Source organism: Pseudomonas asiatica, assembly GCF_040214835.1.
Classification (GTDB): Bacteria; Pseudomonadota; Gammaproteobacteria; order Pseudomonadales; family Pseudomonadaceae; genus Aquipseudomonas; species Aquipseudomonas putida_Z.
In genome coordinates this window covers 1,442,964-1,467,347 of the sequence record NZ_CP157874.1, presented here as the reverse complement: position 1 = coordinate 1,467,347, position 24,384 = coordinate 1,442,964, and the positions used below count along the sequence as shown (strand labels likewise).

General features: G+C 60.7%; 21 protein-coding genes and 1 pseudogene. All 22 read right to left on the bottom strand.

Features of this window, described 5'->3' with window-relative positions; translation table 11 throughout:
- Nucleotides 1-35: 35 nt before the first annotated feature.
- The 22 genes and pseudogenes from ABNP31_RS06725 to ABNP31_RS06620 all read right to left on the bottom strand — a co-directional run bounded on the left by ABNP31_RS06725 (nucleotide 36) and on the right by ABNP31_RS06620 (nucleotide 24,225).
- The gene (locus tag ABNP31_RS06725; protein WP_085590023.1) at nucleotides 36-2,033 is read right to left on the bottom strand and encodes a polysaccharide biosynthesis protein; all 1,998 of its coding nucleotides are present in this window, start codon (nucleotides 2,031-2,033) and stop codon (nucleotides 36-38) included.
- A gap of 58 nt (nucleotides 2,034-2,091) precedes the next feature.
- Complete coding sequence (locus ABNP31_RS06720) at nucleotides 2,092-3,105, bottom strand: MraY family glycosyltransferase (protein WP_085617693.1); 1,014 nt, start codon at nucleotides 3,103-3,105, stop codon at nucleotides 2,092-2,094.
- Nucleotides 3,102-4,091 (bottom strand): UDP-glucose 4-epimerase family protein, encoded by a 990-nt coding sequence (locus tag ABNP31_RS06715; RefSeq protein WP_085590018.1) that lies wholly within the window; start codon nucleotides 4,089-4,091, stop codon nucleotides 3,102-3,104. Before ABNP31_RS06715 ends, ABNP31_RS06720 begins: the two co-directional genes overlap by 4 nt.
- On the bottom strand, nucleotides 4,091-5,200 hold the full coding sequence (locus ABNP31_RS06710) for a DUF1972 domain-containing protein (RefSeq protein ID WP_085590016.1): 1,110 nt from the start codon (nucleotides 5,198-5,200) through the stop codon (nucleotides 4,091-4,093). The genes ABNP31_RS06715 and ABNP31_RS06710 overlap by 1 nt, the downstream gene beginning before the upstream one ends.
- Nucleotides 5,190-6,281 (bottom strand): glycosyltransferase family 4 protein, encoded by a 1,092-nt coding sequence (locus ABNP31_RS06705; RefSeq protein ID WP_085590014.1) that lies wholly within the window; start codon nucleotides 6,279-6,281, stop codon nucleotides 5,190-5,192. The genes ABNP31_RS06710 and ABNP31_RS06705 overlap by 11 nt, the downstream gene beginning before the upstream one ends.
- Complete coding sequence (locus ABNP31_RS06700; RefSeq protein WP_046615532.1) at nucleotides 6,278-6,985, bottom strand: acyltransferase; 708 nt, start codon at nucleotides 6,983-6,985, stop codon at nucleotides 6,278-6,280. The genes ABNP31_RS06705 and ABNP31_RS06700 overlap by 4 nt, the downstream gene beginning before the upstream one ends.
- The gene (locus ABNP31_RS06695; RefSeq protein ID WP_085590012.1) at nucleotides 6,982-7,830 is read right to left on the bottom strand and encodes a hypothetical protein; all 849 of its coding nucleotides are present in this window, start codon (nucleotides 7,828-7,830) and stop codon (nucleotides 6,982-6,984) included. The genes ABNP31_RS06700 and ABNP31_RS06695 overlap by 4 nt, the downstream gene beginning before the upstream one ends.
- Entirely contained in the window at nucleotides 7,790-9,055 is a 1,266-nt protein-coding gene (locus tag ABNP31_RS06690) for a hypothetical protein (RefSeq protein ID WP_238067384.1), read from the bottom strand. The genes ABNP31_RS06695 and ABNP31_RS06690 overlap by 41 nt, the downstream gene beginning before the upstream one ends.
- A gap of 2 nt (nucleotides 9,056-9,057) precedes the next feature.
- On the bottom strand, nucleotides 9,058-10,491 hold the full coding sequence (locus tag ABNP31_RS06685; protein WP_238067383.1) for a hypothetical protein: 1,434 nt from the start codon (nucleotides 10,489-10,491) through the stop codon (nucleotides 9,058-9,060).
- A 6-nt stretch (nucleotides 10,492-10,497) separates the two neighbouring features.
- Entirely contained in the window at nucleotides 10,498-11,769 is a 1,272-nt protein-coding gene (locus tag ABNP31_RS06680; RefSeq protein ID WP_085665321.1) for an O-antigen translocase, read from the bottom strand.
- A 3-nt stretch (nucleotides 11,770-11,772) separates the two neighbouring features.
- Nucleotides 11,773-12,885 carry a DegT/DnrJ/EryC1/StrS family aminotransferase gene (locus ABNP31_RS06675; RefSeq protein ID WP_085665322.1) on the bottom strand — a complete coding sequence of 371 codons (1,113 nt, stop codon included), beginning with the start codon at nucleotides 12,883-12,885 and terminating at the stop codon, nucleotides 11,773-11,775.
- Nucleotides 12,878-13,345, bottom strand: a complete 468-nt coding sequence (locus ABNP31_RS06670; protein ID WP_085590002.1) for an acyltransferase — start codon at nucleotides 13,343-13,345, stop codon at nucleotides 12,878-12,880. Before ABNP31_RS06670 ends, ABNP31_RS06675 begins: the two co-directional genes overlap by 8 nt.
- Nucleotides 13,338-13,667: a sugar 3,4-ketoisomerase gene (locus ABNP31_RS06665; RefSeq protein WP_238067671.1), complete on the bottom strand. Its 330-nt coding sequence runs from the start codon at nucleotides 13,665-13,667 to the stop codon at nucleotides 13,338-13,340. Before ABNP31_RS06665 ends, ABNP31_RS06670 begins: the two co-directional genes overlap by 8 nt.
- A gap of 84 nt (nucleotides 13,668-13,751) precedes the next feature.
- Nucleotides 13,752-14,312 (bottom strand): annotated as a pseudogene (gene rfbC / locus ABNP31_RS06660) (dTDP-4-dehydrorhamnose 3,5-epimerase); the annotation flags it as partial.
- A gap of 80 nt (nucleotides 14,313-14,392) precedes the next feature.
- Nucleotides 14,393-15,454: a Wzz/FepE/Etk N-terminal domain-containing protein gene (locus ABNP31_RS06655; protein WP_350013109.1), complete on the bottom strand. Its 1,062-nt coding sequence runs from the start codon at nucleotides 15,452-15,454 to the stop codon at nucleotides 14,393-14,395.
- A 234-nt stretch (nucleotides 15,455-15,688) separates the two neighbouring features.
- A complete protein-coding gene (locus tag ABNP31_RS06650) occupies nucleotides 15,689-17,113 on the bottom strand; it encodes an MBL fold metallo-hydrolase RNA specificity domain-containing protein (protein WP_085665324.1) in 1,425 nt (474 codons plus the stop codon).
- A 102-nt stretch (nucleotides 17,114-17,215) separates the two neighbouring features.
- Nucleotides 17,216-17,479, bottom strand: a complete 264-nt coding sequence (locus tag ABNP31_RS06645; protein WP_085617676.1) for a lipopolysaccharide assembly protein LapA domain-containing protein — start codon at nucleotides 17,477-17,479, stop codon at nucleotides 17,216-17,218.
- Between the two features lie 19 nt (nucleotides 17,480-17,498).
- Complete coding sequence (gene ihfB, locus ABNP31_RS06640) at nucleotides 17,499-17,798, bottom strand: integration host factor subunit beta (protein ID WP_013971456.1); 300 nt, start codon at nucleotides 17,796-17,798, stop codon at nucleotides 17,499-17,501.
- Between the two features lie 589 nt (nucleotides 17,799-18,387).
- Nucleotides 18,388-19,446 (bottom strand): acyltransferase family protein, encoded by a 1,059-nt coding sequence (locus ABNP31_RS06635; protein ID WP_350013108.1) that lies wholly within the window; start codon nucleotides 19,444-19,446, stop codon nucleotides 18,388-18,390.
- Between the two features lie 87 nt (nucleotides 19,447-19,533).
- Nucleotides 19,534-21,210 (bottom strand): 30S ribosomal protein S1, encoded by a 1,677-nt coding sequence (gene rpsA, locus ABNP31_RS06630; RefSeq protein WP_003252673.1) that lies wholly within the window; start codon nucleotides 21,208-21,210, stop codon nucleotides 19,534-19,536.
- Between the two features lie 124 nt (nucleotides 21,211-21,334).
- Nucleotides 21,335-22,021, bottom strand: coding sequence for a (d)CMP kinase (cmk, locus tag ABNP31_RS06625; RefSeq protein WP_085589994.1), 687 nt, complete (start codon nucleotides 22,019-22,021; stop codon nucleotides 21,335-21,337).
- Nucleotides 22,018-24,225 carry a bifunctional prephenate dehydrogenase/3-phosphoshikimate 1-carboxyvinyltransferase gene (locus ABNP31_RS06620; protein WP_238067670.1) on the bottom strand — a complete coding sequence of 736 codons (2,208 nt, stop codon included), beginning with the start codon at nucleotides 24,223-24,225 and terminating at the stop codon, nucleotides 22,018-22,020. Before ABNP31_RS06620 ends, cmk begins: the two co-directional genes overlap by 4 nt.
- Nucleotides 24,226-24,384 lie beyond the last annotated feature (159 nt).

The window sequence follows — 24,384 nt, the reverse complement described above, 5'->3', positions numbered from 1 at the left end:
TATCGGCACCGCCGTTCATTTTGTAAGTGCAGCGTTCAGGGCTCCATGCGCCGGCGCTGGTACAGCCAATCCACAATGTCGCCGCCAGGCACGTATCCGCTTACGGTGTCACGCAGCAGCTGTCGCACGGTGGCAAAGTCATCTTCCGCAGTCGCCGCGCGCAGGGCGTCAAGGCGCTGCTTCAGCACATCCCAGGGCAGGTAGTCCTCGTGTGCGCTCATGATCATGGGGTGGCGGGTGGCAATCACGTTGTCGCCGATCAGCAGCTCTTCGTACAACTTCTCCCCCGGACGCAGGCCGGTGAAGTTGATGGCGATGTCGCCCAGCGGGTTGCGCTCGGAGCGGATGCTGAAGCCGGACAGGTGAATCATCTTTTCCGCCAGCTCCACGATCTTCACTGGTTCGCCCATGTCCAGCACGAACACATCGCCGCCCTGCCCCATGGAACCGGCCTGGATCACCAGCTGCGCGGCCTCGGGGATGGTCATGAAGTAGCGGGTGATTTTCGGGTGGGTCACGGTCAGCGGCCCACCGGCCTTGATCTGCTTGTGGAACAGCGGAATGACCGAGCCCGACGAGCCCAGCACGTTGCCGAAACGCACCATGGTGAAGCGGGTCTTGTTCACCTGTGAGACATTGCCGGTTTCGCCCATCAGTACCGGCGCCAGCTCACGGCTAAGGGCCTGCAGCACCATTTCGGCCAGGCGCTTGGTACTGCCCATCACGTTGGTGGGGCGCACGGCCTTGTCGGTGGAAATCAGCACGAAGTTGGCAACGCCGGCCTGCAGCGCCGCCTGGGCGGTGTACAGGGTGCCGAACACGTTGTTCGTCAGGCCTTCGGCAATGTTGTGCTCGACAATCGGCACATGCTTGTAGGCAGCGGCGTGGTACACGGTGTCCACCTGCCAGGCGCGCATCACGTCGAGCATCTTGGCCTGGTCGCGGACCGAGCCGAGGATGGGGATCAGCTGCACCGCCAGGCCTTCGCGAATGATGCGCTGCTCCAGTTCGCCGGCAATGGTGTACAGGTTGAATTCGCTGTGATCGAACAACAGCAGGGTGCGCGGTGTCTGCCCGAGGATCTGGCGGCACAGCTCGGAGCCGATAGAGCCGCCGGCACCGGTCACCATGACCGTCTGGTCAATGATGCAGTGCTGTAGCAGGTCGCCTTGCGCCGGCACCGCGTCGCGGCCCAGCAGGTCGGCAATGTCCACCTCCTGGATGTCGTCCACCTTGACCCGGCCGCTGGCCAGGTCCATGAAGCCGGGCACACTGCGCACGTGCAGCGGGTAGCCTTCCAGCAGGTTGAGGATTTCGCGGCGACGGCTGCGGCTCACCGAGGGCAGCGCCAGCAGGATTTCTTCGGCGCCGGTATCGTCGATCATGCGTTGCAGTTGTTCCGGCTGGTACACCTGCAGGCCGGCGATCACTCGGTCAGTGATGCTGGCATCGTCGTCGATGAACGCTACCGGGCGCATGGCCTTGCCCATGCGCAGCGCCGCCACCAGCTGGTTACCGGCCGAGCCGGCGCCGTAGATGGCCACCCGTGGCAGGCCGTCGTCGCGGTTGGCAAAGGGCACGTGCTGCACGGCAGTGGCAAACCAGTCGCCGAGGAAGTACTGGCGCATGGCCAGACGCAGGCCTCCGACCATGATCAGGCTCAGCCACCAGTAGTTGAAGGTGATCGAGCGCGGCACCACGTTCTGGTGGTTGCTGGCCCAGTAGATGATGAAACCGAGGATCAGCGCCGACAGGGTCACCGCCTTGATGATCGCGATCAGTGCGTCATTGCCGAAATAGCGCATCACCGCCCGGTAAAGACCAAAGCGGATGAACAACGGGATCGAGATGATCGGCGCCGTGATGAACAGCCAGGTGTGATCACGGACAGGGTTGGCCAGGTCATCGATGCCCAGGCGCACGACAAACGCCAGCCACAGCGCGAACCAGACCAGAATTACATCGGTCGCTACCTGGATCAGCCGTTTGTGGCGTCGAGGTAGTCCAAGCAGTCTTGAGCGCAGCTTATCCATAGAACCTCTGAGAGTGTTGCAAAGTGACATGTCTAGCGTCTTCTTTCTATCACTCTAGCTAGTGTTCGAGTTCACCGGCGCGCCAGCGCACGGCCAGAAACGCCAATGGCAGGTAGGCGATGATCACGCCCAACACGCCGTCCAGGCCCAGCAACAGCACACACAAGGCCACCGGCAGCAGCCAGAACAGGTTGAGCCCGGCCACAGCCAGGGTCACCGGCAGGTGCTTGCCATAGTGGCGCGAGGCGAACTGGTAGGCGTGGCTGCGGTGCGCTTCGTACACCTTGTCGCCGCGCAGCAGGCGGCGGATCAGGGTGAAGGTAGCGTCGACCACGAACACGCCCAACAGGATCAGCCAGCACCAGAACAGCTGCGGCGCGGCCCAGGCCGCCTGCAGCGACAGGCCTGCCAGCACGATACCAAGGAAGCCACTGCCAGCGTCACCCATGAAGATCCTGGCCGGCGGGAAGTTCCAGAACAGGAAGCCCAGCGTGGCCGCGGCCAGCAACAGTGGCAACGCCATCAACTGTGGCACACCGGCCAGGGCCGAGAGCAGCACCATGCCCAGGCAGGCGGTCACCGCTTCGACGCTGGCGATGCCGTCGATACCGTCCATGAAGTTATACAGGTTGAGCATCCACACGCTGTAGAACGCGGCCAGGATGTAGCCGAACCACTGCAGGTCCAGGGTAAAGCCGAACACTTGCAGCGGCGCCAGGCCACCCAGCCAGTACAGCATCCAGGCGGCCGCGGCGAAGTGGCCAAGCAGGCGCCAGCGGGCAGCGATGTGGCCGTGGTCGTCCATGAAGCCGATTACCGCGATCAGTGCCCCTGCCCCGCCGATGGCAACCAGTGCCGGCAGCGGCACAGCGCCCGCCAGGCCCAGCAGCGGCAGGCAGCCAAGAAAGCTCAGCACAATGGCCACACCGCCACCCCGTGGGGTGGGCACGGTGTGCGAACTGCGCGCGTTGGGCACGTCGATGATCTGCTTGTTCAGGGCGTAGCGCCGCAGCACTGCGGTCAAAAGCAGGGATGCCCCTGCGACCAGGGGGATAAGCCACCATGCCATCATTTGTCTTGCTCTTTCAGAAAGTTGAGTGCCGTAGCCCGCAGTGCCTGGTCGACATCCAGCGGGGGCTGCCAGCCCAGCAGTTCACGGGTTTTGCCAATGTCTACCTGCAGCGAGCCGCACAGGCGCTGGGCCAGCCCGGCCTTGCCGGCCAAGGTGGCCGCGCCCTTCAACCAGGCGGCGGGCACGGGCAACAACCTGGCTGGCTTGCCCAGCGCCTTGCCCAACCGTTGCAGCAGTTCGGTGGTGGACAGGTCGTGGCCGTCGCTTGCCAGAAAAGTCTGGTTGGCGGCGGCCGGGTGGTCGATGCAGGTCAGCAGCAGGTCCACCAGGTTGTCCAACGCCACCAGGCTGCGTTTGTTGTGGATGGCGCCAAACGGCAGCGGCACACCTTTGCTCAGCCAGTTCATCATGCTGCGGAAGTTGGCTTTCACGCCTGGACCATACACCAGCACCGGGCGCACGATCACCACTTCCAGCCCGGTTTCAGCCGCCAATTGGCGCAGGCCGTCTTCGGCTTCGCGCTTGGAGATGCCGTACGGGTCCGAAGGCGCGGGGGTTTCATCGGCGGTGAACGGCTGGCGGCCGTTGGTGGTTTCGCCGTTCACCTTCACCGAGCTTACAAAAATGAAGCGCCGCACACCGGCCTGGGCGGCGGCTCGGGCCAGGCTCAGGGTACCTTCCACGTTTACCCGGCGGAACTCGGCCAGCGGATCGGCGGCGGTTTCCTGCATTACGTGCACGCGGGAGGCCAGGTGGATTACGGTGTCGACCTGCTCGAAATGCCCGGACGCAACATCCACCGCCGCCAGTTCGCTGAATGGCCGGTAGTCGACGCCCGCCAGCCGCTGGCCGGGCGCTTGCCGTACCAGCGCGCGCGGCGCCCAGCGTGTGTCTGCAGCAAGCCGTTGCAGCAACACCTTGCCGACAAAACCGCTACCGCCGGTGGCCAGGATACCTGGCCGTTGCCCGTTGCCTTGCTCGGCCATCAGCCTCTCCCCGCCCGGCCCAGCAGGCGGGTGAACACGCTACGGTACTGGTCTGCCACCACCGACCATCGGTAACGGCGGTTGGCAATTTCATGCAGGCGCGCCGAAAGCTGCGCACGGGCGCCTTCATCGGCAAACAGGGCTTGGGCGTGGTTGCGCAGCGAGGTGCTGTCGGCAAAGTACAGCGCCTGGTCTTCGGTGGTGGCGCGGTTGAACGACACATCGAAGGCCACCACCGGCAGGCCCAGCCACATGGCTTCGACAAGCGACGGGTTGGTGCCGCCGGCGCTGTGGCCATGCAGGTACACCGTGGCATTGCTGCGCAGCGGGCTCAGTTGCTCCACGTCGTAGATCGGGTCCAGCAGGTGAATGTTGCTTACCCCTTCGTATTGCTTGCGCAGTTGCACGCCGTATTCGCTGTGGTTCCAGTTGCCGATGATCGCCAGCGGCATGCCAGAGCCGGCGAAGGCTTCGAGAATGACATGGATGTTGTTCTCCGGCTCGATGCGGCACACCGTAAAGGCATAGGGCGCACCCAGGAAGGGGTAAGCCTGGCGGGCTTGCTCGCTTGGCTCGCCGGCCCGGGCCTGGTCGCCACCGTAGGCAATCAGTTCGCTGGGTTTGTTGTATTCGGCGGTCACGTATTCCTGCAACACCTTGTTGTCGGTGATGACCGCGTGGGCAAAACGCACGGCCACCGCTTCGGACAACTTCAGGAACCAGCGGGCGAAGTTGGACCACTTGGCGCGCTTCCATTCATAGCCGTCGATGTTCACCACGATCGGCTTGCGGGTCAGCAGGCGCATGAATGGCAGGGCAATGCAGCCGGAAACACCCAGAATCAGCATCAGGTCATGCTTGCGGTAGGCGTGCAGCATGCTCAGCACATCGTACGGAATGCTTTGCACGCCATTGGCCTTGAGGTTCAGGTAGACCAGGCGGGCACGCTCGAAAAACTTCGGGCGCTGGGGGTAATGGGGCGCACTGCAATATACGGTGAGTTCGCAGTCACCCGGCAGGTTGCGCACCAATTGCTCGGTCAGTGTTTCCCAACCACCGTATTGAGCGGGTAAACCGACCGTACCAATCACTGCAATCTTATAGGTCATCAAACACCATCACGATTTTTTTCTGGAAGTTGGCAGTGGAAAACTCACTCGCTTTCCTGCGTGCGCACTCGGACAGTGCCTGGCACACCTGTGGGTCCTGCGACAGGCGCGCAACGGTGCGCACCAGTTGTTCATGGTTCTTGGAATCGATCTGGTAGCCCTCAACCCCGTCACTGACCAGTTCGACCGGGCCGCCTACCGGGGGCACTATGGTCGGGATGCCGAAAGCCATCGCCTCGAGAATGGTCAGGCCAAAGGTTTCAACCCAGCCGTCCACATGGGACAGGTTCAGCACCAGGCTGGCATTGCGGTAGAACTTCGCCACCTCGGCACTGGCCGGGCTGAGCATGAGGTTTTGCGGCAGAACCTTGCCGGCAAAGTAGGCGTCCACTTCCTGCGGGCTGGCATTGAGCACCAGGGTGAACTTCAGCACAGGGTTCGCGGCCAGTGCGGTGGCCAGGGCGACAAATTCGTCCACCCCTTTGTAGCCCTTCAACGACGCCAGCATCAGCACGTTGAAGCTGCCGTCGTGCAAGTGCTGGTACGGCGTGGCCATTGCCTGCTGCTGGAAGCCCTCGGCCAGCCCGTTGTACACGGTCACCGCTGGCACGCCGGCCACGCCCTCTTGTACCTGCAGGTACTTCGACACGTAGACCACCTTGCTGGCACAGCCGGCAATCACCCGGCGCAGGAACGCCTTGAGCAGCGCAGGCCGGATGGAGGTTTCGTGCACGTGGTAGACCACCTTGGCACCGCGCAAACGGGCGGCCAGGGCGGCACCAAAGGGCAGCATGGTGTTAACCAGCACGATCGACCCCGGCCGCACCTGGCGCAACAGGCTGAAGAACAGCGCCACCTGCGAGCCGGCATACGCCAGCAAGGTCAGCCAGCGGTTGTCGAAGCGCTTGTAGGCAAACCTGCAGGTGCGTACCTGCAGCTCGTCGAGCACACCGTGGCCGCTGCTGCCCACATGCAGGGTGCAGTCGGCGCCGTGTCGCTGTAGCGCGGTGATGGTCTGGTTCAACACCCGGGGGCTGCCGCTGTAGTCATTCAGCAGATGGACAAAGTGCAACGTTTTCATGCCACCCCTTCTTCCGCTACGCGCGCCTTGATGAACTTGGCCGGCACACCGCCATAAATCGAATTCTTGCGGTACACGCCCGCGGCCACCACCGCCCCTGCGGCGAACACGCAGCCGTCTTCGATCACCGCGCCATCGAGTACGGTCACCTTGGCGCCGATCCAGCAGTTGCGGCCCACCTTGATGCCCTGGCGGGTCACGCCCTGCAGGCGGATGGGTTGCAGCGGGTCTTCGAAGTTGTGGTTTTCCGAATGGAAGCTGACGAAGTTGCCGATGATGGTGTCGCTGCCGATCTCGATGCCGCCGGCGCAGCCCAGGAAGCAGCCGGCACCCAGGCCGACGTTGTCGCCAATCACCAGGCCCTTGCCGATGTTGGCCAGGCTGCCGGTGCACTCGATGATGATGTGCTTGTTCAGCGACACGGCGGTGCCGAAGCGGATGCCGTCATTGGACAAGGCATCGACGAAGCAGCCCTGGTCAATGACCAGCCCCGGGCCGTACTCGATCTTGCCCACTTCCTTCAGGGTTACCCCCGAGCCGATGAACGCCAGGCGCCGCCGGCGCAGGCGGATCACGCCGCGGCAGGCCATCAGCAGCTTGGTCACGAACAGCCCCAGCAGATAGCCCGACGAGATGCGCCGGTCGACAACCAATGGGCGCTTTTTAACCAGCAGCACCAGCTTTTCGAGCAAGGCATGCATCATTTCACGGCCCTCACCTGGGTAAACAAGGCCTTGACGAAGGCCGGACGGCGGTAGGCCACCGCTTTGCGAATGGCCGCATAGACCAGGTACAGATCAAGCAGGCCTCGCTCCAGCAGGCCGTGGGAATGGAAGCTGATACGCAGCCCGTGGATCATTTCCTCGAAGCGGAACAAGGCACGCTCGGGGGTATCGGCACTGTGCTCGGACAGGTCGTGGGCAATCTCCACATCCAGCACGCAGGCCTTGGGGAAATAACCCTCGTAGCGGATGAAAAAGTCGGTATCGGTGGCATAGAAGCGCAACCGCTCGTCATAGAAAGGCGTCATGCGCTGGAAGCACTCGCGAGTGAAGATCAGGCCACTGTTGATGCCCAGCAGGTTTTTCGAGTCCACCAGCCCCGCGGCCACGTTGGGGGTAAGGCGGCCCATGAACAACCAGCGCTTGCCGGGGCTGACCAGTTGCCCATGGCTGACCAGCCGGGGCATGAACACGCCCACCTGCTCGCCGCCTGGCGCACGGCGTACCTGGCCGATCTGCGCCAGGCAGCTGGACAGGCGGATGTTCGAGTAGTTGGTGTCGTCGTCCGAGATCATGAACAGGTCGACCCCGGCGGCAAACGCCTGTTCGGCCACCTGGTTGTAGACCACCGACAACCGCTGGTTGTCCGCCTCGTACCAGCGTACGCCCGGGCACGGCTGTGCCACGCCGGGGGAGTTGTTCCAGACGTACAGCTGCAGGTCGATACCCTCGTCACGCAGTAACGCCTGCTGCGCGAGCAACGACTGCAGGGCAATCGAGTCCTGGCTAGCTTTCCGATACAGAACGATCAGGACTGCCAGGCTCAACTTTTGTTCTTCTGTTTTCACCAATGATCACCATCACCACGATCGCGAAAATGTAGAGGACAACACTGTTCGTATAGGACTGGAAAAAGAACGAGCTCAGGAAGAACGGATAGCTGGCAATCACGAAGTTGCCCAGGCCGTTTTTCCAGGAGCTGCCGTGAGGCCTGTCCCGGACGATGATCGTCACCAGCTTGTGATACCAGAGGATCAACCCGGCCATGATCAGCAGGCCGACCAGACCGCAGGTGGCCAGCAGGTTGAGCCAGAACGAATCGAACCAGTGCGGCTGGCCCGGGCCTACCGCGCCAAAGCCATAGCCCATGGGGTGCGCGCCAAGCACCTCAAACATGTGCAGCCACTGCCGCTCACGGTCCAGTGCCGACAAGTCCTCGGTGTAGCCCATCGACAGGTAGGCGAAAATCGCCACGGTCAGGCCCACGAACTGCAGGTAGCCCAGCAGGGAGATCAGCCAGGCCGTACGCAGTACCCGGGCCGCCACCAGCATCGAGCAGATGCACACCAGGCCGATCATGGCCGTACGCACCGAACCGATCACAATCAGCCCGCACAGCAGCAGGAAGGCAACACTCAGCAGCAGGCGCCGGGTCAAAGACCAGTTGCGCCCGCTGAGCAACACGGCCAGGGTCATGGCGGCGGTATTGAGGATTACCGCAGAAAACTCCAGCGTGCCGGTAAAGAAGCCGGAAACCCGCGGCAGCCCGTCACGCATCGAGTTGTAGGGTTGCAGCTCATAGCCTTTGGCGGTAAGCAGCGGCCAGTACCAGAACTGCTCGGCCGAGACGATGGTCAGGTACTGGTAAAACGCATATGCGCCGGTAAGTACGCTCATCGCCAGCACCGACCAGTACACATGGCGCAGCTTCTTCTCGGTCGACACCGCGTGGGCCCAGATGGCCACCGCCATGCCGACGAACACCGGCACGGCCAGTGCGCGGAACATGCGCACCGACGACGCGCTAAGGTCGCCGAACAGCAGATACAGGAAGACGAAGAACAGCACGACCAGCAACCACCGCCCGACTTCGAGGTTGACCATGCCACGTGCCGTGACACCGGCCAGCACCCGCAGCAGCAGCCACATGATCATCAACAGGCTGATCATTTCTCGCCAACCGGCAAACACACTGCCCAGCCCCAGCGTCAACACGACGAAGTCGCTGAAGAACAGCAGGCAGAACAGCACGCCGATAAATATCCTGATCACACTCACCCTCGCGCTCTGGTCAGCCTGGCCAGCCGGAACAGCACGACCTTGATCAAGAGTTTGATTCTCGGCACCCAGGCGTAGGCAAACAGGGTTCGCAACGCCAGGTTCGTGTCTATGCGGCACAGGGCGTCGAAGACATCCGCAGGGATCATGCTAGTGACCTTACCTGTCGGTTTCATGAAATCGAGGTTGCCCGTCCACGGCAACATGGCTGCCAGTTCGTTCTCGCTGAATTCGCCCCGCTCGATGCACGCCAGGTAACGCGCTTTCACCGACTCCAGCGAGTTGACCCGCTGCACCGCTTCCACCACCGAGGCACTGGGCCGGGGTTGTTCGATGCTGGCCAGCAGCTGGTCGATGCTGGCCACCTTCAGGCCGTCTGCCGGGGAATAGCCCTGAATCGGCGCCACCAGCCCCACGCAACGCCGGCCCTTGAGCAATTGCTCGGCGAACGCCGTGCCACCGGGTATAGGGTAGCTGTCCAGGTAGAAGTCGGCTTTTTCCGCAAAGGCCAGGTAGTCCTTGTACGGCAGGTGGCGGCGGATGAAGAAGCGCTTGGGGTAGCGCAGCTTCACTGTCCACCACCAGGTGTTGGTCAGGGGGTTGGCACCGATGATCCAGCACTCGGCATTGGGGAAACGCTGAAGAATCGCCGTGATCGACGGACGCATGTCCAGGCCGCCGTGGGGCTTGTACTTGGCCGCCGAGGCAGCGCTGAACACCTTGATCCGCTCATGGGTTGGCACGGCACCCGGCACTTTGGCGCCGCTGGTCTCGATCGGTATCGCCAGGAAGCTCTTCTGGCAGGAGAGGTGCTTTTTCTTGTCCAGGTGGTGCCCGTAGGCGCTGATCTCGAAATACACGTCGGCCACCGACGCGCCAAAGCTGAACACGTGGTCGGCATGGTTGACGAAATACACTGTCAGCGCGGCGCCACGTTGTTGCTTCAGCAGGCCGCAGGCGACGGTGGTGATGATGTCGTCCGGGTGAATGTGCAACACCACCTTGTCGTACTGGGCCAGGATGTCGACGATGGACTGCAGGCGGGCACACGGGTCATCGCCGCGCGCCACCTCGATATGGGCGAAATAGCCTGCCAGGCGTTCGAGCACCTGGGGCTTGGCGCTGCGCGCGACCAGCAGGTCCACAGGCCCCTCGTGCATGTGCGCCAGGCGCTCCATCAGCCGGGTGTGCCCGCCTTGCATATAGGGTTCGCTGACCACATGCAGGCAGCCGCGCGATACGCTGCTGACAGCCGGCAGCGTGACCTGGCTGGCGCATCGGGCCACCAGGTGGCGCTCCAGCGCGGTGGCATCATAAATTCCCAGGTCCACCGCCCAGAGCAGTGCCCCATAGACCTGCGCCTGCACCAATGCCTGGGCAGGTTCAGCGCCAAGGATGCGCCCATGTAACTGTTCGATGACGTCCTTCATCTCTACTCAGCTCCGCGTCGTATCGCCAACAATAATGTGCAAACGACGGAATACCGAGAAATACATCACGACTCCGTACAACAGGTAGTTTGCCGCGTATGCAAGGGTAACTTTTTCATACCCCCACAACTGGGTGAAATAGACCGTCAGAGCATAAAGCGAAAGCGTCGAGAGGACTTCGGTAATCAGATACAACCGGGTGAGTGCCTTGCCGAGCATCAGGTAGGCCATCAACCAACTGATGACCTTCAAGCTGTCCCCTACCATCTGCCATGCGAACAGCTCACGCATGGGCAGGAATGACGCCGAGAAAAGGACATGGATGATGAAGTCCCTGAGCAGGTAGATAACCAGGCCGGCAGCAATGGTCAGGGGCAGGATGAGCTTGTATCCCTGAATGATTTCCCGACGAAGTTCACCTGCATCTGAAAGCTCCGAGAGCCTCGGCAGGTAATAGACCGCAAGCGTCGTGGTGATCAACATGAGATAGGCCGTGCTCAACCGCCACATGGCCTCCCAGTAACCAGCGTGATCCCAGCCGAACTCCGCCCCCAGGTAATCCCGGATGAACACATGGCAAACGGGCAGAGAACATGCTGTCACAACGGCCATGAGGGCAAACTTTGCCAGCCGGGACAAGGACTGCTTGTCCAGCGCCCCGATGAAATCTGAGAGGCGGAACCATGATGTGCGCATGCAGATGACCAAGGTGGCCACGAAGCTCAACGACTGGTACACAGCCAGCGAAACCAGCGCACCGTACAACCCCAGCCTGATGGTCAGGGCACAGGTCACCACCAGCGATATCAGGCTGCCAGAAATATTGGCAAGCACGTAGCGCTGAACGTCTTTCTTGCCGTTCAGAATGCCCAGCAGCAAAGAGTTGAAAGCAAAAAATACCAAGGTAGCGGCAAACCACACCAGCACTGGGGCGAGTTTTTCGTCGTTGAAAAACCAACCTGCCAATGGTGCCCGCATGGCCACGATCAGCACTGCCAATACACACGAAACCAGCAGTGACAGCGTCCCGGCAGTTCGCCAGATCCTGTGTTGTTCGTCCGGCCGATCAGCAAACTCCGCCGTGTACTTGGTTACCCCTGTGCTGACAGCGCCGCTGGCCAGTGTCGTGAACATGGTAACGGCATTCTGCAATTGCCCGATCGCCGCGTAACCCGCTGGCCCTACATAAAGGGCCAGCACCTTGTTGAGCCCCAGCAATGTCGCCATCTTTACAAAAACAGCAATAGCATTCAGCAGACTGGTCTTGATCAACGTCATGTATTATTGCCCGGACACAGTAAAACTGTTGCAGGCATCGATGACCGTCTGAATATCCGCGTCGCTCATGGTGGGGTCGACAGGCAGGCTGAGCACTTCATCATGAATTTTTTCAGTCAGCGGCAGGCTCAAACCGTTGTATTGACTGTAAGCCTGCTGCCTGTGAGGCGGGATTGGGTAGTGAACCAGCGTCTGTATCCCTTGCTCGCGAAGATGTTGCTGCAAATCGTTTCTGTGCGGCGTGCGTACTACATACAGATGCCAGACATGCTCCTCGACAACACTATTTTGCGGCTGGACGATTTGAGCATTTTGAATGCCCGCGCGGTAGCACTTGGTGATGTGCCGGCGCCGGCTGATTTCTTCACCCAGATACTTGAGCTTCACGTCCAGCATAGCCGCCTGGATCTCGTCCAAACGACTGTTCACTCCGACGTACAAGTTCTTGTACTTCTCATGGGAGCCGTAGTTTCTGAGGGCGCGCAGCACTTCCGCCAACTCGGCATCCGAGGTGGTTATCGCCCCGGCATCACCGAGCGCACCCAGATTCTTGCCCGGATAGAAGCTGAAGCCCGAGGCATTCCCCCAGCTCCCCGCCCGCTTGCCATCGATTGAGGCACCGTGAGCCTGGGCCGAGTCTTCGAGTACCAGCAAACCGTATTCGGCGGCAATCTCGGTGATCGCCTTCATGTCTGCAATTTGCCCATACAGGTGTACCGGCAGGATGACGCGCGTCTTGTCGGTAATAGCCTGGCGTATGAGGGAGGTATCAATATTGAAGGTTGCGGGGTCAGGTTCGACGAGCACAGGCTCAAGCCCACTGGCGGTGATTGCCAGGATGCTCGCAATGTAGGTATTGGCCGGGACGATGACTTCATCACCCTGCTTCACCCGCCCCAGCTGTTTCCAGGCAGTCAAGGTCAACGTCAGCGCATCGAGGCCGTTTGCCACGCCAATGCAATGAGCGGTACCGCAATAAGCGGCAAAGTTGCTTTCAAAGCGGGCCAGAGCGCTACCGCCGATGTACCAGCCGGAATCGATGACATCGGCACACGCTTGCAACAATTCTTCGCGGTACTGTTTATTGACGGCCTTGAGATTCAGGAAATCAACCATGCTCTAGCTCCCTTGTTATTTTTGCCGGATTACCCACTACCACGCAGTAATCAGGTACATCCTTTGTCACGACGGCACCGGCACCTACCATGGCATGTCGACCAATCGTGACGCCCGGGAGCAATGTTGCGTTGGCACCGATGCTGCAGCCTTCCTTCAGCACCGTGACTTCGTATGCCTCGGGGTAACACTTGGAGCGCGGTACTCTGTCGTTGGTGAATGTAGCATTGGGGCCAATGAAGACATTGTCCTCGATCACGAGCCCCTCCCACAGAAACACACCACTTTTCACGGTGACGTTGTCCCCGACTACAACCCCTCCTTCGATCAGGGTGTGGGCGCATATGTTGCAGTTGCTGCCAATTCGCGCACCTTTGAGGATGACCGCGTATTGCCAGACTCTGGTTTTTTCACCGATGGCATCGGTTTGTACATCGGCCAAGGCATGAATGCTAGGCATGGGCGATCAGCCTCTTGAAGTCATCGTAACTGCGAATGTAATCACGCTCGTCGTAGGTTTCACTGGCGATGACCATGAGTACGCAGTCTTCACTGAAATCATGCATTTCACGCCAGACCATATTCTTGATCAGCAAGGCTTTCTGTGGCGCGTCAAGCATATGGTCGACTCGGCCGGTACCGTCATCCAGGGTCATGCGGCAACTGCCGGCCAGGCAGATTATCAGTTGCTGGAGATCCCGGTGGGCATGGAAGCCGCGGCTGACGCCGGCCTTGGTACCGAAGATGTAGTAGACGCGACGGATGGCAAACGGGATATTCAACGCCTTTTCAATACTGATCAGGCTCCCGCGATCATCACCAATGATCGGTAGTACCAAGTCTTCCGCCTGCCCTTTCAGGATCAGCGGTGGCAAGTCAGCCTCGGCAAGGGTTGGCGCAATCGCATCCTTGTCACTGATCAGCAGCCCCTCCAGCTGTGGCCATTCGATGGCAAGGTCCGGGTCATTCCAGGCAATGCTGCGTTCATGCTCTTTAGAGTAGACATTGGTCGTGCGGTACTGGAACACCGTATCTTCTTCCAGCGCGATAAACCCATGGGCGAAGCCTTCAGGCACCCACATCATCTTGCGGTTGGCCGCCGACAGCTCCATGCCTACCCACTGCCCGAAGGTAGGGGAGCCTTTTCGAATATCCACTGCCACGTCGAACACTGCGCCCTTGACCACGCTTACCAACTTGCCTTGGGCAAATGGATAAAGCTGATAGTGCAAGCCGCGCATGACGCCCTTTTTGGATAAAGAGCAATTTTCCTGAACAAAAGAAGGCGGAAGGGTAATACCTTGCGCACTGAGCAAGGCATGAAACTTAGGCTCGCTATAAGACTCATAGAACCAGCCCCTGTCGTCCTCGAAAACGGTAGGTTCAAAAACGACTACGTCCGAGATATTTGTTTCTATGAGCTTCACGCAACCAGCCTCTTGTTGAAATTTATTACTATCAGTTCGACTCTTCCCGCAGCATACAGGCTCTGGGGGGGCGGGGTAGCTCAAACGCGCCCCAGACGACGCTCTCTTTCAGTAGATACCAGGTGGGTAAATGCGGCCAGGAGCACACCGAGTACCAGCCCTACGAACACACCCCCTACGACAATAAGCAATTTGCGCAGCCGGACCGGGGTATCAGGCACCTCGATGGCACCATCCTGCTGAAACACCTCGATCACGGCCGGGTTCAGCTGCAGGTTGCGGTAGAAGTCGAGTTTCTCCTGGATCTCCCGCAAACCGGCGACGAATGGGTCATCGGACTCCCGCGTGCGAAGGTTTGCAAGCTCTGCCTCAAGGGCCTGGCTACCGCGCATGTAGGTCAGTGCGCCCTGCATGCCGCCAGACACCTCAGTATCCATGCCACTGGCAATGATGGGGGGCTTGCTCAGGTTCACTGCCTTGGCAACTTTCAGCGCCTCTTCAAGGCGGGCGATTTGATCTTCCCGCTGCTTGTGCGCCGCATCTCGTGCGCTGCGGATCTGTTGCTCCAGGTTCTTGACCAGCACCTTCACTTCAGTATCGGCATCTTCAACCAGCGTCTTTTTAGCAAGGTCGCTGGCCATTTCCGAAAAACGCGTTACCCACTTCACACTCATCTTGGGGTCGTCGCTTAACGCCCTGATCAAAAAGCGCTCGGCACTATCTCCCGCCACAGCCCCCACAGTCAATACCTTGCCAAACTGGTCATAAAGTGCATCTTGAGAGCCTTGGCGGGCGACCTCTGGCAAATTAGGCAAATAGACCGCGCGAAAAAACTGGCGCCGCAGTGACTCGGATTGCAGGGAACGCAGGTAAATCTGATAAACATCTTTGGGTGTAAACGCTTTGAGGCCGCTGGCTTCAGTGCGGCCATAGTTCAACTGGGCAATATCATTCTTGGTAGGTGGCAATATAAAAGACTTGGCCTCATACATCGGCGTCTTTAGCCAAACATAAACAAGAGTAGCTGCAGTAACTAAAACAACGCACGAAAGGATGAGCAGCTTACGACTCCACAAGACATGCCAGAGTTCGAGAACATCAACTTCGTCATTTTCGACTCCGGGACTACGTTCATTTCGCATTTGTTCTCGTTTTCCTTAGATCCGGCCATTTGCATGATTCCTATGTCAGCCAGGCTTAGCCTTGGCTGCAGCTGACCTGACGAAAGACCAGCTGAAGCTAAGCGTAGCGGCATTTTGCTCATCCACCGCAGACCGCTCGAAACGACCTACAGCTTTAGCACTTATCCGATCTAAGAGAAAGATACCGTCAACAAAGTTCCACCGCCGCCCCACGAGCCGACGGCCTGCGGCTCGCTACTGGGCAACCATGACGTCGACCTCCCTACCGCCGCGCTTGCTTAATGCTTCGGCCAAAGCTGATTTCGCCCGAGCTTCTCCATGTACCAGCACAACCTTCCTTGCGGCTTTCGCACCATCCAGCGCGAAGCTAACCAACCCCTGCTGATCCGCATGACCAGAGTAGCCCGGCAAGGTTACGACTTTTGCGCGCACCTCATACATCCGCCCATCCAGATCAATCTGCACAAACCCTTCCGCCCCTTCACTCGCCTGTATCACCGCGCCCGGCGTGCCCTTGGCCTGATAACCGATAAACATCACCTCGTGCCGCGGATCCCCGAGCATGGCCTTGAGGTAATTGACGATGCGCCCACCCGAACACATGCCATTGCCAGCAATCACGATCGCCGGCCGCCCGGTGCTCTTCAGGTAATTGACCACCTGCTGGTGGCGGGCATGGGTGTCCACGCTGATCAACTGGCTGAAGCCAAGCGGGTCGCGCCCTTCTGCCAGGCGCGCCCTGGCTTCGGCATCCCAGTAGTCGTGCAACTCCCGGTACACACCGGTAATGCGCTGGGCCAATGGTGAGTCAAGGATGATGGGCAGCTGTGACCAGTCGAGCGGGTCGCCCTCGGAGGCCGGGCCGGCCTTGTTCAGCAAGGCCTTGCGATGAAGAATGCCTTCGAGCTCGTACAGCAGCTCCTGGGTGCGGCCGAGACTGAAGGCCGGAATGAGCAGCGTGCCCTGGTCGGCAAGGGCGCGGTCGATGGCCGCTTCCAGCCGCTGCTGCCGGTCGCCTGCAGGCGGGTGCAGGCGGTCGCCGTAGGTGCTTTCCAGTACCAGCACATCGGCCCGTTCCGGGGGCAGCACAGGGCGCAGCAAAGGGTTGCCACCGGCGCCAAGGTCACCGGAGAACACATATCGGGTATTGGCTTGTTCACGCTGCACATCGCATTCGACATAGGCCGAACCCAGCAGATGACCAGCGCGCTGCAGGCGAATGCGGCAACCGAGGCCGGGGCGCTCGACCAGGGTGTGCCACTGCTCGAAAGGCACCGGCACGATCAGGTCGCGGATGAACTCCAGGTACCTCGCCACTTGGGCGGGCTCACTGCTGATACTCAGTTTGTAGGCATCTTCCAGCACCAGAGGCAGCAGCCGGGCGGACGGCTCGCTGCACAGGATCGGGCCACGGTAGCCGGCAGCCAGCAATGCCGGAATGCGACCTACATGGTCGAGATGCACATGGGTGATGACCAGGGCCTGAATACCCTGCACGTCGAAGCCCAACGGTGCCGATGCTGCGCCTGGCGCGGCCTCGGCGCCCTGCTCCAGGCCGCAGTCGATCAGCAGGCTGGTGGACGGGGCGAGGTGCAGTTGATGGCATGAGCCGGTGACGCCACGGGCACCACCGTGATGGGAAAGGACAGGATATTCCATGCTGCGCACACTCGCCTGGGCCGAAAATGAAGTGCGTTATTACTCCATGACGGCCGGTACAGGCATAGGTGAGACTTTCCCAAACAGTTGTAGGAAATATCCTTAGTTACCGTTCAGTGCTGCCTGGCGGGCAGAAGCCCTGATCTTGCGCTTGCTGCGCTGCACGCCGTAGGCACCCAGCAGCGGCCCGACTGCCAGGCCAATGACCAGGGCGGCCAGGACCAGCACGGCGACTGGCACGGCCGGGGCTGCCCAACCGAACAGGACCAACGAGACGGTTTGCTGGTTCTCCAGCACGAAGAACAGCACCACAGCCGCCAACAGCAGCACGAACACCGCCGCCAGGGCGCGCTTGAGGTTACGCATCAGATTGCTCCTTGTGGAATCAGGTGTGGGCCTCATGTTCTTCTTCATTGACCCGATCGCGCAACTCCTTGCCAGGCTTGAAGTGCGGCACGAACTTGCCTTCGAGGCTGACCGACTGGCCGGTCTTCGGGTTACGGCCTACGCGAGGGGCGCGATAGTGCAGCGAGAAGCTGCCAAAACCGCGGATCTCGATGCGATCGCCAGTGGCAAGGCATTGTGACATCTGCTCAAGCATGGTCTTGATGGCCAGCTCCACGTCCTTGGACGAGAGCAGCCCCTGATGGGTGACAATACGTTCGATCAGCTCCGACTTCGTCATATTTTTCCCTTCGTTATCAAGCAGCTAGATCATTGCTTAACCAGTTTGTAGCACGCTGGGAGGGATTTGAACAGGGTGGTTCTTGACTTAATAAAAAAATTCAAGATTGAAGTTTTACAGGGATGGTCTAGCTGGCGGCGCCTGGCAGGCCCGTCCTCATCGCCGGCAAGCCAGCCCCCACAGGGGATCGCGCCAGCTTCCGGAAAGGTGGGGCACACCGATATACCACTGAGGCAGCACATGCCTTGAAGGCCACACCACCCTCTGTGGGAGCGGGTTCACCCGCGAACACCGGCGTAGCCGGTGCCATCCATCGCGTCGCCTGCTTCGCGGGCATGTCCGCTACCACAGGGGATCGCGCCAGTTTCTGGAGAGTTGGGCACACCGTAATACCACTGAGGCAGCACATGCCTTGAAGGCTACACCACCTTCTGTAAGAGCGGGCGATGCCATGGATGGCACCGGCTACGCCGGTGTTCGCGGGTGAACCCGCTTCCACAGAGGGATCGCGCCAGTTTCCGGAGAGGTGGACACACCATTATCCCACTGAGGGGGGGGGCGGACACGCCAGCTGCTGGAACCCGGACGCCTATGCCAATTGCTGCCGGGAACCCGCTCGGGAAAAGCGTTTGCGCATCGCCAAGGCAGGCTTCTCTACCAGCTCCCACGAAACATAGCCCGCAAACCACGACGCCGGCACCGCAGCCAACATCAACCAGTAGGGACCGGCCCATGGCATGGCCCCCGCCAACACTTGCTGGATCGGAAATGCATACAGGTAGATACCGTACGAGTAATCCTGCACCAACGAAGGCAGCTTCACCTGCGGGCAGTAAGCAAAGTACAACGTGCCGTAAAGCGTCAGGATGGCGCAGGTAAACACCTCGAAGCGCCCACCCTTGCTCAGCAAGAACAATCCGGCGCAGGCAAGCAGCAGCCACCACCCATGCGGGATCACCGCCCGGCACGAATAGAACGCCGAACCCGCCAGGAAACACACCACCAACTTGAATGGGTACTCCCCATAAGCCGGATGCAGGGTATGCAGCCCCAGCGCAATCACCAGCGCCGCCAGCGTCAGCCCTGCCATCGGCCATCGACAAACCCTGGCCACCAGCACCAATACCCCCAGCACCAGGTACATGCGCATTTCCAGCGGAATGGTCCACAAACTGCCATTGACCGAAACCCCATGAAACCTCGGAGTAAAACTCACGCCGGGCAGCACGAACTGGGCATCCTTGAATATCAACAGCGGGCTGTAGACGTACTTGTAAACCTGGCCTTTCGAGAAATACTCGGCAAGCGGCAACGAGGTAACCACTGGCCCCAGCACAAAGGCCATGAGCAGCAGACACACCAGCAAACCAGGCAAGATCCTCAGTGCGCGCGCCAGGTAGAAATCCCGTGCACCATTGCGCTCACCACTGGCAGCGATCAAGAACCCGCTGACCATGAAGAACACTTCAACGCCCAGGCTGTGAACCGGCACCGGCATACCCAGCAGCAACGCCGGGTCGGCACAACTCAGGCACTCCAGGTAGGACAACGCAAAGGAATGCCCAACTACCACAGCGGTTGCCGCCAGCAACCTGATGACCAGGAAATTGTTATAACGCCCGCGACCTTTCATGACGTCGCCAAACATCAACATCATCCACCTCCGATATGGACCATTTCCGACATAAAAAAAGGGCGACCCGAGGGTCGCCCTTTTTTACCGATCAAACAGAACTCAGTTCTGCTTGGCCATTGCTTCGCGCAGCAGCGCAGCCATGGTGGTGTCGGCAGCCGCTTCCGGAGCGTTTTTCAGGCTCTGGATGGCTTCGCGCTCTTCAGCATCGTCCTTCGACTTGATGGACAGGCTGATAACGCGGGACTTGCGGTCAACGCTGATGATCTTGGCTTCGATCTCTTCGCCTTCCTTCAGGACGTTACGCGCGTCTTCAACGCGGTCACGGCTGATTTCGGAAGCTTTCAGAGTAGCTTCGATGTCGTCGGCCAGAGTGACGATGGCGCCTTTGGCGTCAACTTCTTTCACGATGCCCTTGACGATAGCGCCCTTGTCATTGACAGCAACGAAGTTGGAGAATGGATCGTCTTCCAGCTGCTTGATGCCCAGGGAGATGCGCTCGCGCTCTGGGTCGACCGACAGGATGACGGTTTCCAGCTCGTCGCCCTTCTTGAAACGACGCACGGCTTCTTCGCCGGTTTCGTTCCAGGAGATGTCGGACAGGTGAACCAGACCGTCGATGCCGCCGTCCAGGCCGATGAAGATACCGAAGTCGGTGATCGACTTGATGGTACCGGTGATCTTGTCACCCTTGTTGAACTGGCCGGAGAAGTCTTCCCATGGGTTGGACTTGCACTGCTTGATGCCCAGGGAGATACGACGACGCTCTTCGTCGATGTCCAGAACCATGACTTCCACTTCGTCGCCAACCTGAACGACTTTCGACGGGTGGATGTTCTTGTTGGTCCAGTCCATTTCGGAAACGTGTACCAGACCTTCAACGCCTTCTTCCAGCTCAGCGAAGCAGCCGTAGTCGGTCAGGTTGGTAACGCGAGCCTGTACGCGAGTACCTTCTGGGTAACGGGCAGTGATAGCTACCCACGGATCTTCGCCCATCTGCTTCAGACCCAGCGAAACGCGGTTGCGCTCACGGTCGAACTTCAGAACGCGTACGTCGACTTCGTCGCCAACGTTAACGATTTCCGATGGGTGCTTGATGCGCTTCCAAGCCATGTCGGTGATGTGCAGCAGGCCGTCGATACCGCCCAGGTCCACGAAGGCGCCGTAGTCGGTGAGGTTCTTGACGATACCCTTGACCTGTTGGCCTTCCTGCAGGGTTTCCAGCAGGGCTTCGCGCTCGGCGCTGTTCTCGGCTTCCAGCACGCTGCGACGGGAAACGACAACGTTGTTGCGCTTCTGGTCCAGCTTGATGACCTTGAATTCCAGCTCTTTGCCTTCCAGGTGGGTGGTGTCGCGCACAGGGCGGACATCAACCAGGGAGCCCGGCAGGAACGCACGGATGCCGTTAACGTCGACAGTGAAGCCGCCCTTAACCTTACCGTTGATAACGCCCTTGACCACTTCTTCGGCGGCGAAAGCTGCTTCCAGAACAATCCAGCACTCGGCGCGCTTGGCTTTTTCACGGGACAGTTTGGTTTCGCCAAAGCCGTCTTCGACCGCGTCCAGCGCAACGTGAACTTCGTCACCGACCTTGATGGTCAGCTCGCCAGCTTCGTTGTAGAACTGCTCGAGCGGGATGACGCCCTCGGACTTCAGGCCAGCGTGTACGGTAACCCAGTCGCCGTCGATGTCGACAACGATACCGGTGATGATGGCACCCGGCTGAAGATTGAGGGTTTTCAGGCTTTCTTCAAAGAGTTCTGCAAAGCTTTCGCTCATTTTAATTCCTGTAGATTCGGGCGAAACAGACGCCCATAGCCACATTCCAGACAATGTGGGTTTGTTTTAAGTAAAGGAAAGCCGGCAGGACGTTGACTGGTGCCCCTGCCTGCTTTCCTGGCTATCAGAGAAGGTCGCGCAGTGCGATCTCGCTCCTGATACGTTGCAACACCTGCTCGATGGACAACTCGGTAGAGTCCAACTGAATGGCATCGACCGCTGGCTTCAGCGGGGCCACTGCACGTTGGGTGTCGCGCTCATCACGCGCACGAATCTCATCCAGCAGACTCGACAGACTAACATCTTCACCCTTGCCCTTCAACTGCAGGTAGCGGCGACGCGCCCGCTCCTCCGCGCTGGCGGTGAGGAAGACTTTCAACGGCGCGTCCGGGAACACCACGGTGCCCATGTCGCGACCGTCGGCGATCAGGCCCGGCGCCTCGCGGAATTCGCGCTGGCGCACCAGCAGCGCATCACGCACGGCCGGCAGCGAAGCAACCATCGAGGCACCGGCGCCGACGGTTTCGGTGCGGATGACGTTGCTGACGTCCTCGCCCTCGAGGATGATCTGTTGCAGCTTACCGGGCTCGGCGGCGATGAACTGCACATCCAGATGGGCGGCAAGCTTGGTCAGCAACTCTTCGTTGGTCAGGTCGACGCCGTGGTTGCTGGCGTTGAACGCCAGCAGACGGTACAGCGCGCCAGAGTCCAGCAACTTCCAGCCCAGCTCGCGGGCCAGCAGCCCGGCGACCGTACCCTTGCCCGAACCGCTTGGCCCGTCGATGGTGATGACTGGCGCCAGGGCACTCACGACTTGCCCTCTTCCGCCACGCGGATGCCCACTTCGGCGCACAGCGCCAGGAAGTTGGGGAACGAGGTGGCGACGTTGGCGCAATCGTGGATGCGGATCGGTGCGCTGGCGCGCAGCGAGGCAACGCTGAAGGCCATGGCGATACGGTGGTCACCGTGGCCATGCACTTCGCCGCCACCCAACTGGCCGCCGTCGATGATGATGCCGTCCGGGGTCGGCTCGCACTTGATGCCCAGGGTGATCAGGCCGTCGGCCATGACCTGGATACGGTCGGATTCCTTCACACGCAGCTCTTCGGCACCACGCAGCACGGTACGCCCTTCGGCACAGGCAGCGGCGACGAACAACACCGGGAACTCGTCGATGGCCAGTGGCACCAGCTCTTCAGGGATGTCGATACCCTTCAGCTTGGCACCACGCACACGCAGGTCGGCCACCGGCTCGCCGCCGACTTCACGCTGGTTTTCCAGGGTGATGTCGCCGCCCATCAGGCGCAGGATGTCGATCACGCCGGTACGGGTCGGGTTGATGCCAACGTGCTCCAGCACCAGTTCGGAGCCTTCGGCGATGGACGCCGCCACCAGGAAGAACGCCGCCGAGGAAATGTCGGCCGGCACTTCGATACGGGTGGCAGTGAGCTTGCCGCCGGACTGCAGCGAGGCCACCGGGCCGTTGCTGTCGACGCTGTAGCCGAAGCCGCGCAGCATGCGCTCGGTGTGGTCACGGGTTGGCGCAGGCTCGGTGACGGTGGTCTTGCCTTCGGCGTACAGGCCGGCCAGCAGCAGGCAGGATTTGACCTGGGCACTGGCCATCGGCAGCGTGTAGGTCAGCGCCTTGAGCTTGTGGCCACCGCGGATGGTCAGCGGCGGGCGGCCCTCAGGGCCGGTCTCGACCACGGCACCCATTTCGCGCAGCGGGTTGGCCACACGGTTCATAGGGCGCTTGGACAGCGAAGCGTCGCCGGTCATGGTCACGTCGAACGGCTGGCCGGCCAGCAGGCCCGAAAGCAGGCGCATCGAGGTACCCGAGTTGCCCACATACAGCGGCCCGGGTGGTGGCTTGAGGCCGTGCAGGCCGACACCGTGAATGGTCACGCGACCGTGGTTCGGGCCTTCGATGACCACACCCATGTCACGGAATGCCTGCAGGGTCGCCAGCGCGTCCTCACCCTCGAGGAAGCCTTCGACCTCGGTGGTGCCTTCGGCCAGCGAGCCGAGCATGATCGAGCGGTGGGAAATCGACTTGTCGCCCGGTACGCGGATTCGCCCTGACAGGCGGCCACCCGGTTGGGCCAGGAAAATCAGATCGTTGGCGTTCATAGCGTCCACATAGGCCCGGCGGGCCAGGATTTTACTGAAATGCTCGCGGGCAACGCGTGCGCGGGTGAATACACCCAGCAGCTGGTGCCCGTCCCCTTCAGCGATCGCGTCGCGCAAGGCGTCGAGATCGCTGCGATATGTATCAAGCGTGCGCAGGACAGCGTCGCGGTTGGCGAGAAAGATGTCGTGCCACATGGTCGGGTCGCTGCCGGCGATTCTCGTGAAATCGCGGAAGCCTCCCGCAGCGTACCGGAAGATTTCGAGGTTTTCATTGCGCTTGGCCAGTGAATCGACCAGGCCGAAGGCCAGCAGATGCGGCAGGTGGCTGGTGGCGGCAAGCACTTCGTCGTGGCGTTCGACCGACATGTGCTCCACATCGGCGCCCAGCTCGCGCCACAGGCGGTCGACCAGGGCCAGGGCGGCCGGGTCGGTTTCGGCCAGCGGCGTGAGGATGACCTTGTGCCGACGGAACAGGGTGGCGTTGGAGGCCTCTACCCCGCTCTGCTCGGAGCCGGCGATGGGGTGGCCGGGGACGAAGCGCGGCAGGCGCCCCCCAAACACTTCCCGCGCGGCGCGCACTACGTTGCCCTTGGCGCTGCCGACGTCGGTGATGACAGCATCGCCAAGGTCGAGCTGGGCCAGGCGGGCCAGCAGTTTTTCCATGGCCAGGATCGGCACGGCCAGCTGGATGACATCGGCACCGACACAGGCTGCAGCGAGGTCTTCTTCGCAGCGGTCGACCACGCCCAGGGCCACGGCCTGCTTGCGCGAGGGCGCGTCCAGGTCGACACCGACCACTTCGCGGCACAGGCCGCTTTCACGCAGGCCCTTGGCGAACGAGCCACCGATCAGGCCGAGGCCGACCACGACCAGGCGGTTGATGATTGGTGCGGGTTTGGTTTTTGCTGCATTTACCACTGGTGCGAACCCTGTTCAGAAATCTAGACAGCCTGTGAGGGCCATTGGGGCTGCCTTGCAGCCCATCGCGACACAAGGCCGCTCCTACAGGGGCCAGTACAGTTTCGAGGCCTGCACAATACCTGT

Bases quoted from the DNA above. Each gene is read 5' to 3' on its own strand.
- ABNP31_RS06725 (WP_085590023.1), bottom strand. From the start codon at position 2,033: ATGGATAAGCTGCGCTCAAGACTGCTTGGACTACCTCGACGCCACAAA.
- ABNP31_RS06720 (WP_085617693.1), bottom strand. From the start codon at position 3,105: ATGATGGCATGGTGGCTTATCCCCCTGGTCGCAGGGGCATCCCTGCTT.
- ABNP31_RS06715 (WP_085590018.1), bottom strand. From the start codon at position 4,091: ATGGCCGAGCAAGGCAACGGGCAACGGCCAGGTATCCTGGCCACCGGC.
- ABNP31_RS06710 (WP_085590016.1), bottom strand. From the start codon at position 5,200: ATGACCTATAAGATTGCAGTGATTGGTACGGTCGGTTTACCCGCTCAA.
- ABNP31_RS06705 (WP_085590014.1), bottom strand. From the start codon at position 6,281: ATGAAAACGTTGCACTTTGTCCATCTGCTGAATGACTACAGCGGCAGC.
- ABNP31_RS06700 (WP_046615532.1), bottom strand. From the start codon at position 6,985: ATGATGCATGCCTTGCTCGAAAAGCTGGTGCTGCTGGTTAAAAAGCGC.
- ABNP31_RS06685 (WP_238067383.1), bottom strand. From the start codon at position 10,491: ATGAAGGACGTCATCGAACAGTTACATGGGCGCATCCTTGGCGCTGAA.
- ABNP31_RS06680 (WP_085665321.1), bottom strand. From the start codon at position 11,769: ATGACGTTGATCAAGACCAGTCTGCTGAATGCTATTGCTGTTTTTGTA.
- ABNP31_RS06675 (WP_085665322.1), bottom strand. From the start codon at position 12,885: ATGGTTGATTTCCTGAATCTCAAGGCCGTCAATAAACAGTACCGCGAA.
- ABNP31_RS06670 (WP_085590002.1), bottom strand. From the start codon at position 13,345: ATGCCTAGCATTCATGCCTTGGCCGATGTACAAACCGATGCCATCGGT.
- ABNP31_RS06655 (WP_350013109.1), bottom strand. From the start codon at position 15,454: ATGCGAAATGAACGTAGTCCCGGAGTCGAAAATGACGAAGTTGATGTT.
- ABNP31_RS06650 (WP_085665324.1), bottom strand. From the start codon at position 17,113: ATGGAATATCCTGTCCTTTCCCATCACGGTGGTGCCCGTGGCGTCACC.
- ABNP31_RS06645 (WP_085617676.1), bottom strand. From the start codon at position 17,479: ATGCGTAACCTCAAGCGCGCCCTGGCGGCGGTGTTCGTGCTGCTGTTG.
- ihfB (WP_013971456.1), bottom strand. From the start codon at position 17,798: ATGACGAAGTCGGAGCTGATCGAACGTATTGTCACCCATCAGGGGCTG.
- ABNP31_RS06635 (WP_350013108.1), bottom strand. From the start codon at position 19,446: ATGTTTGGCGACGTCATGAAAGGTCGCGGGCGTTATAACAATTTCCTG.
- rpsA (WP_003252673.1), bottom strand. From the start codon at position 21,210: ATGAGCGAAAGCTTTGCAGAACTCTTTGAAGAAAGCCTGAAAACCCTC.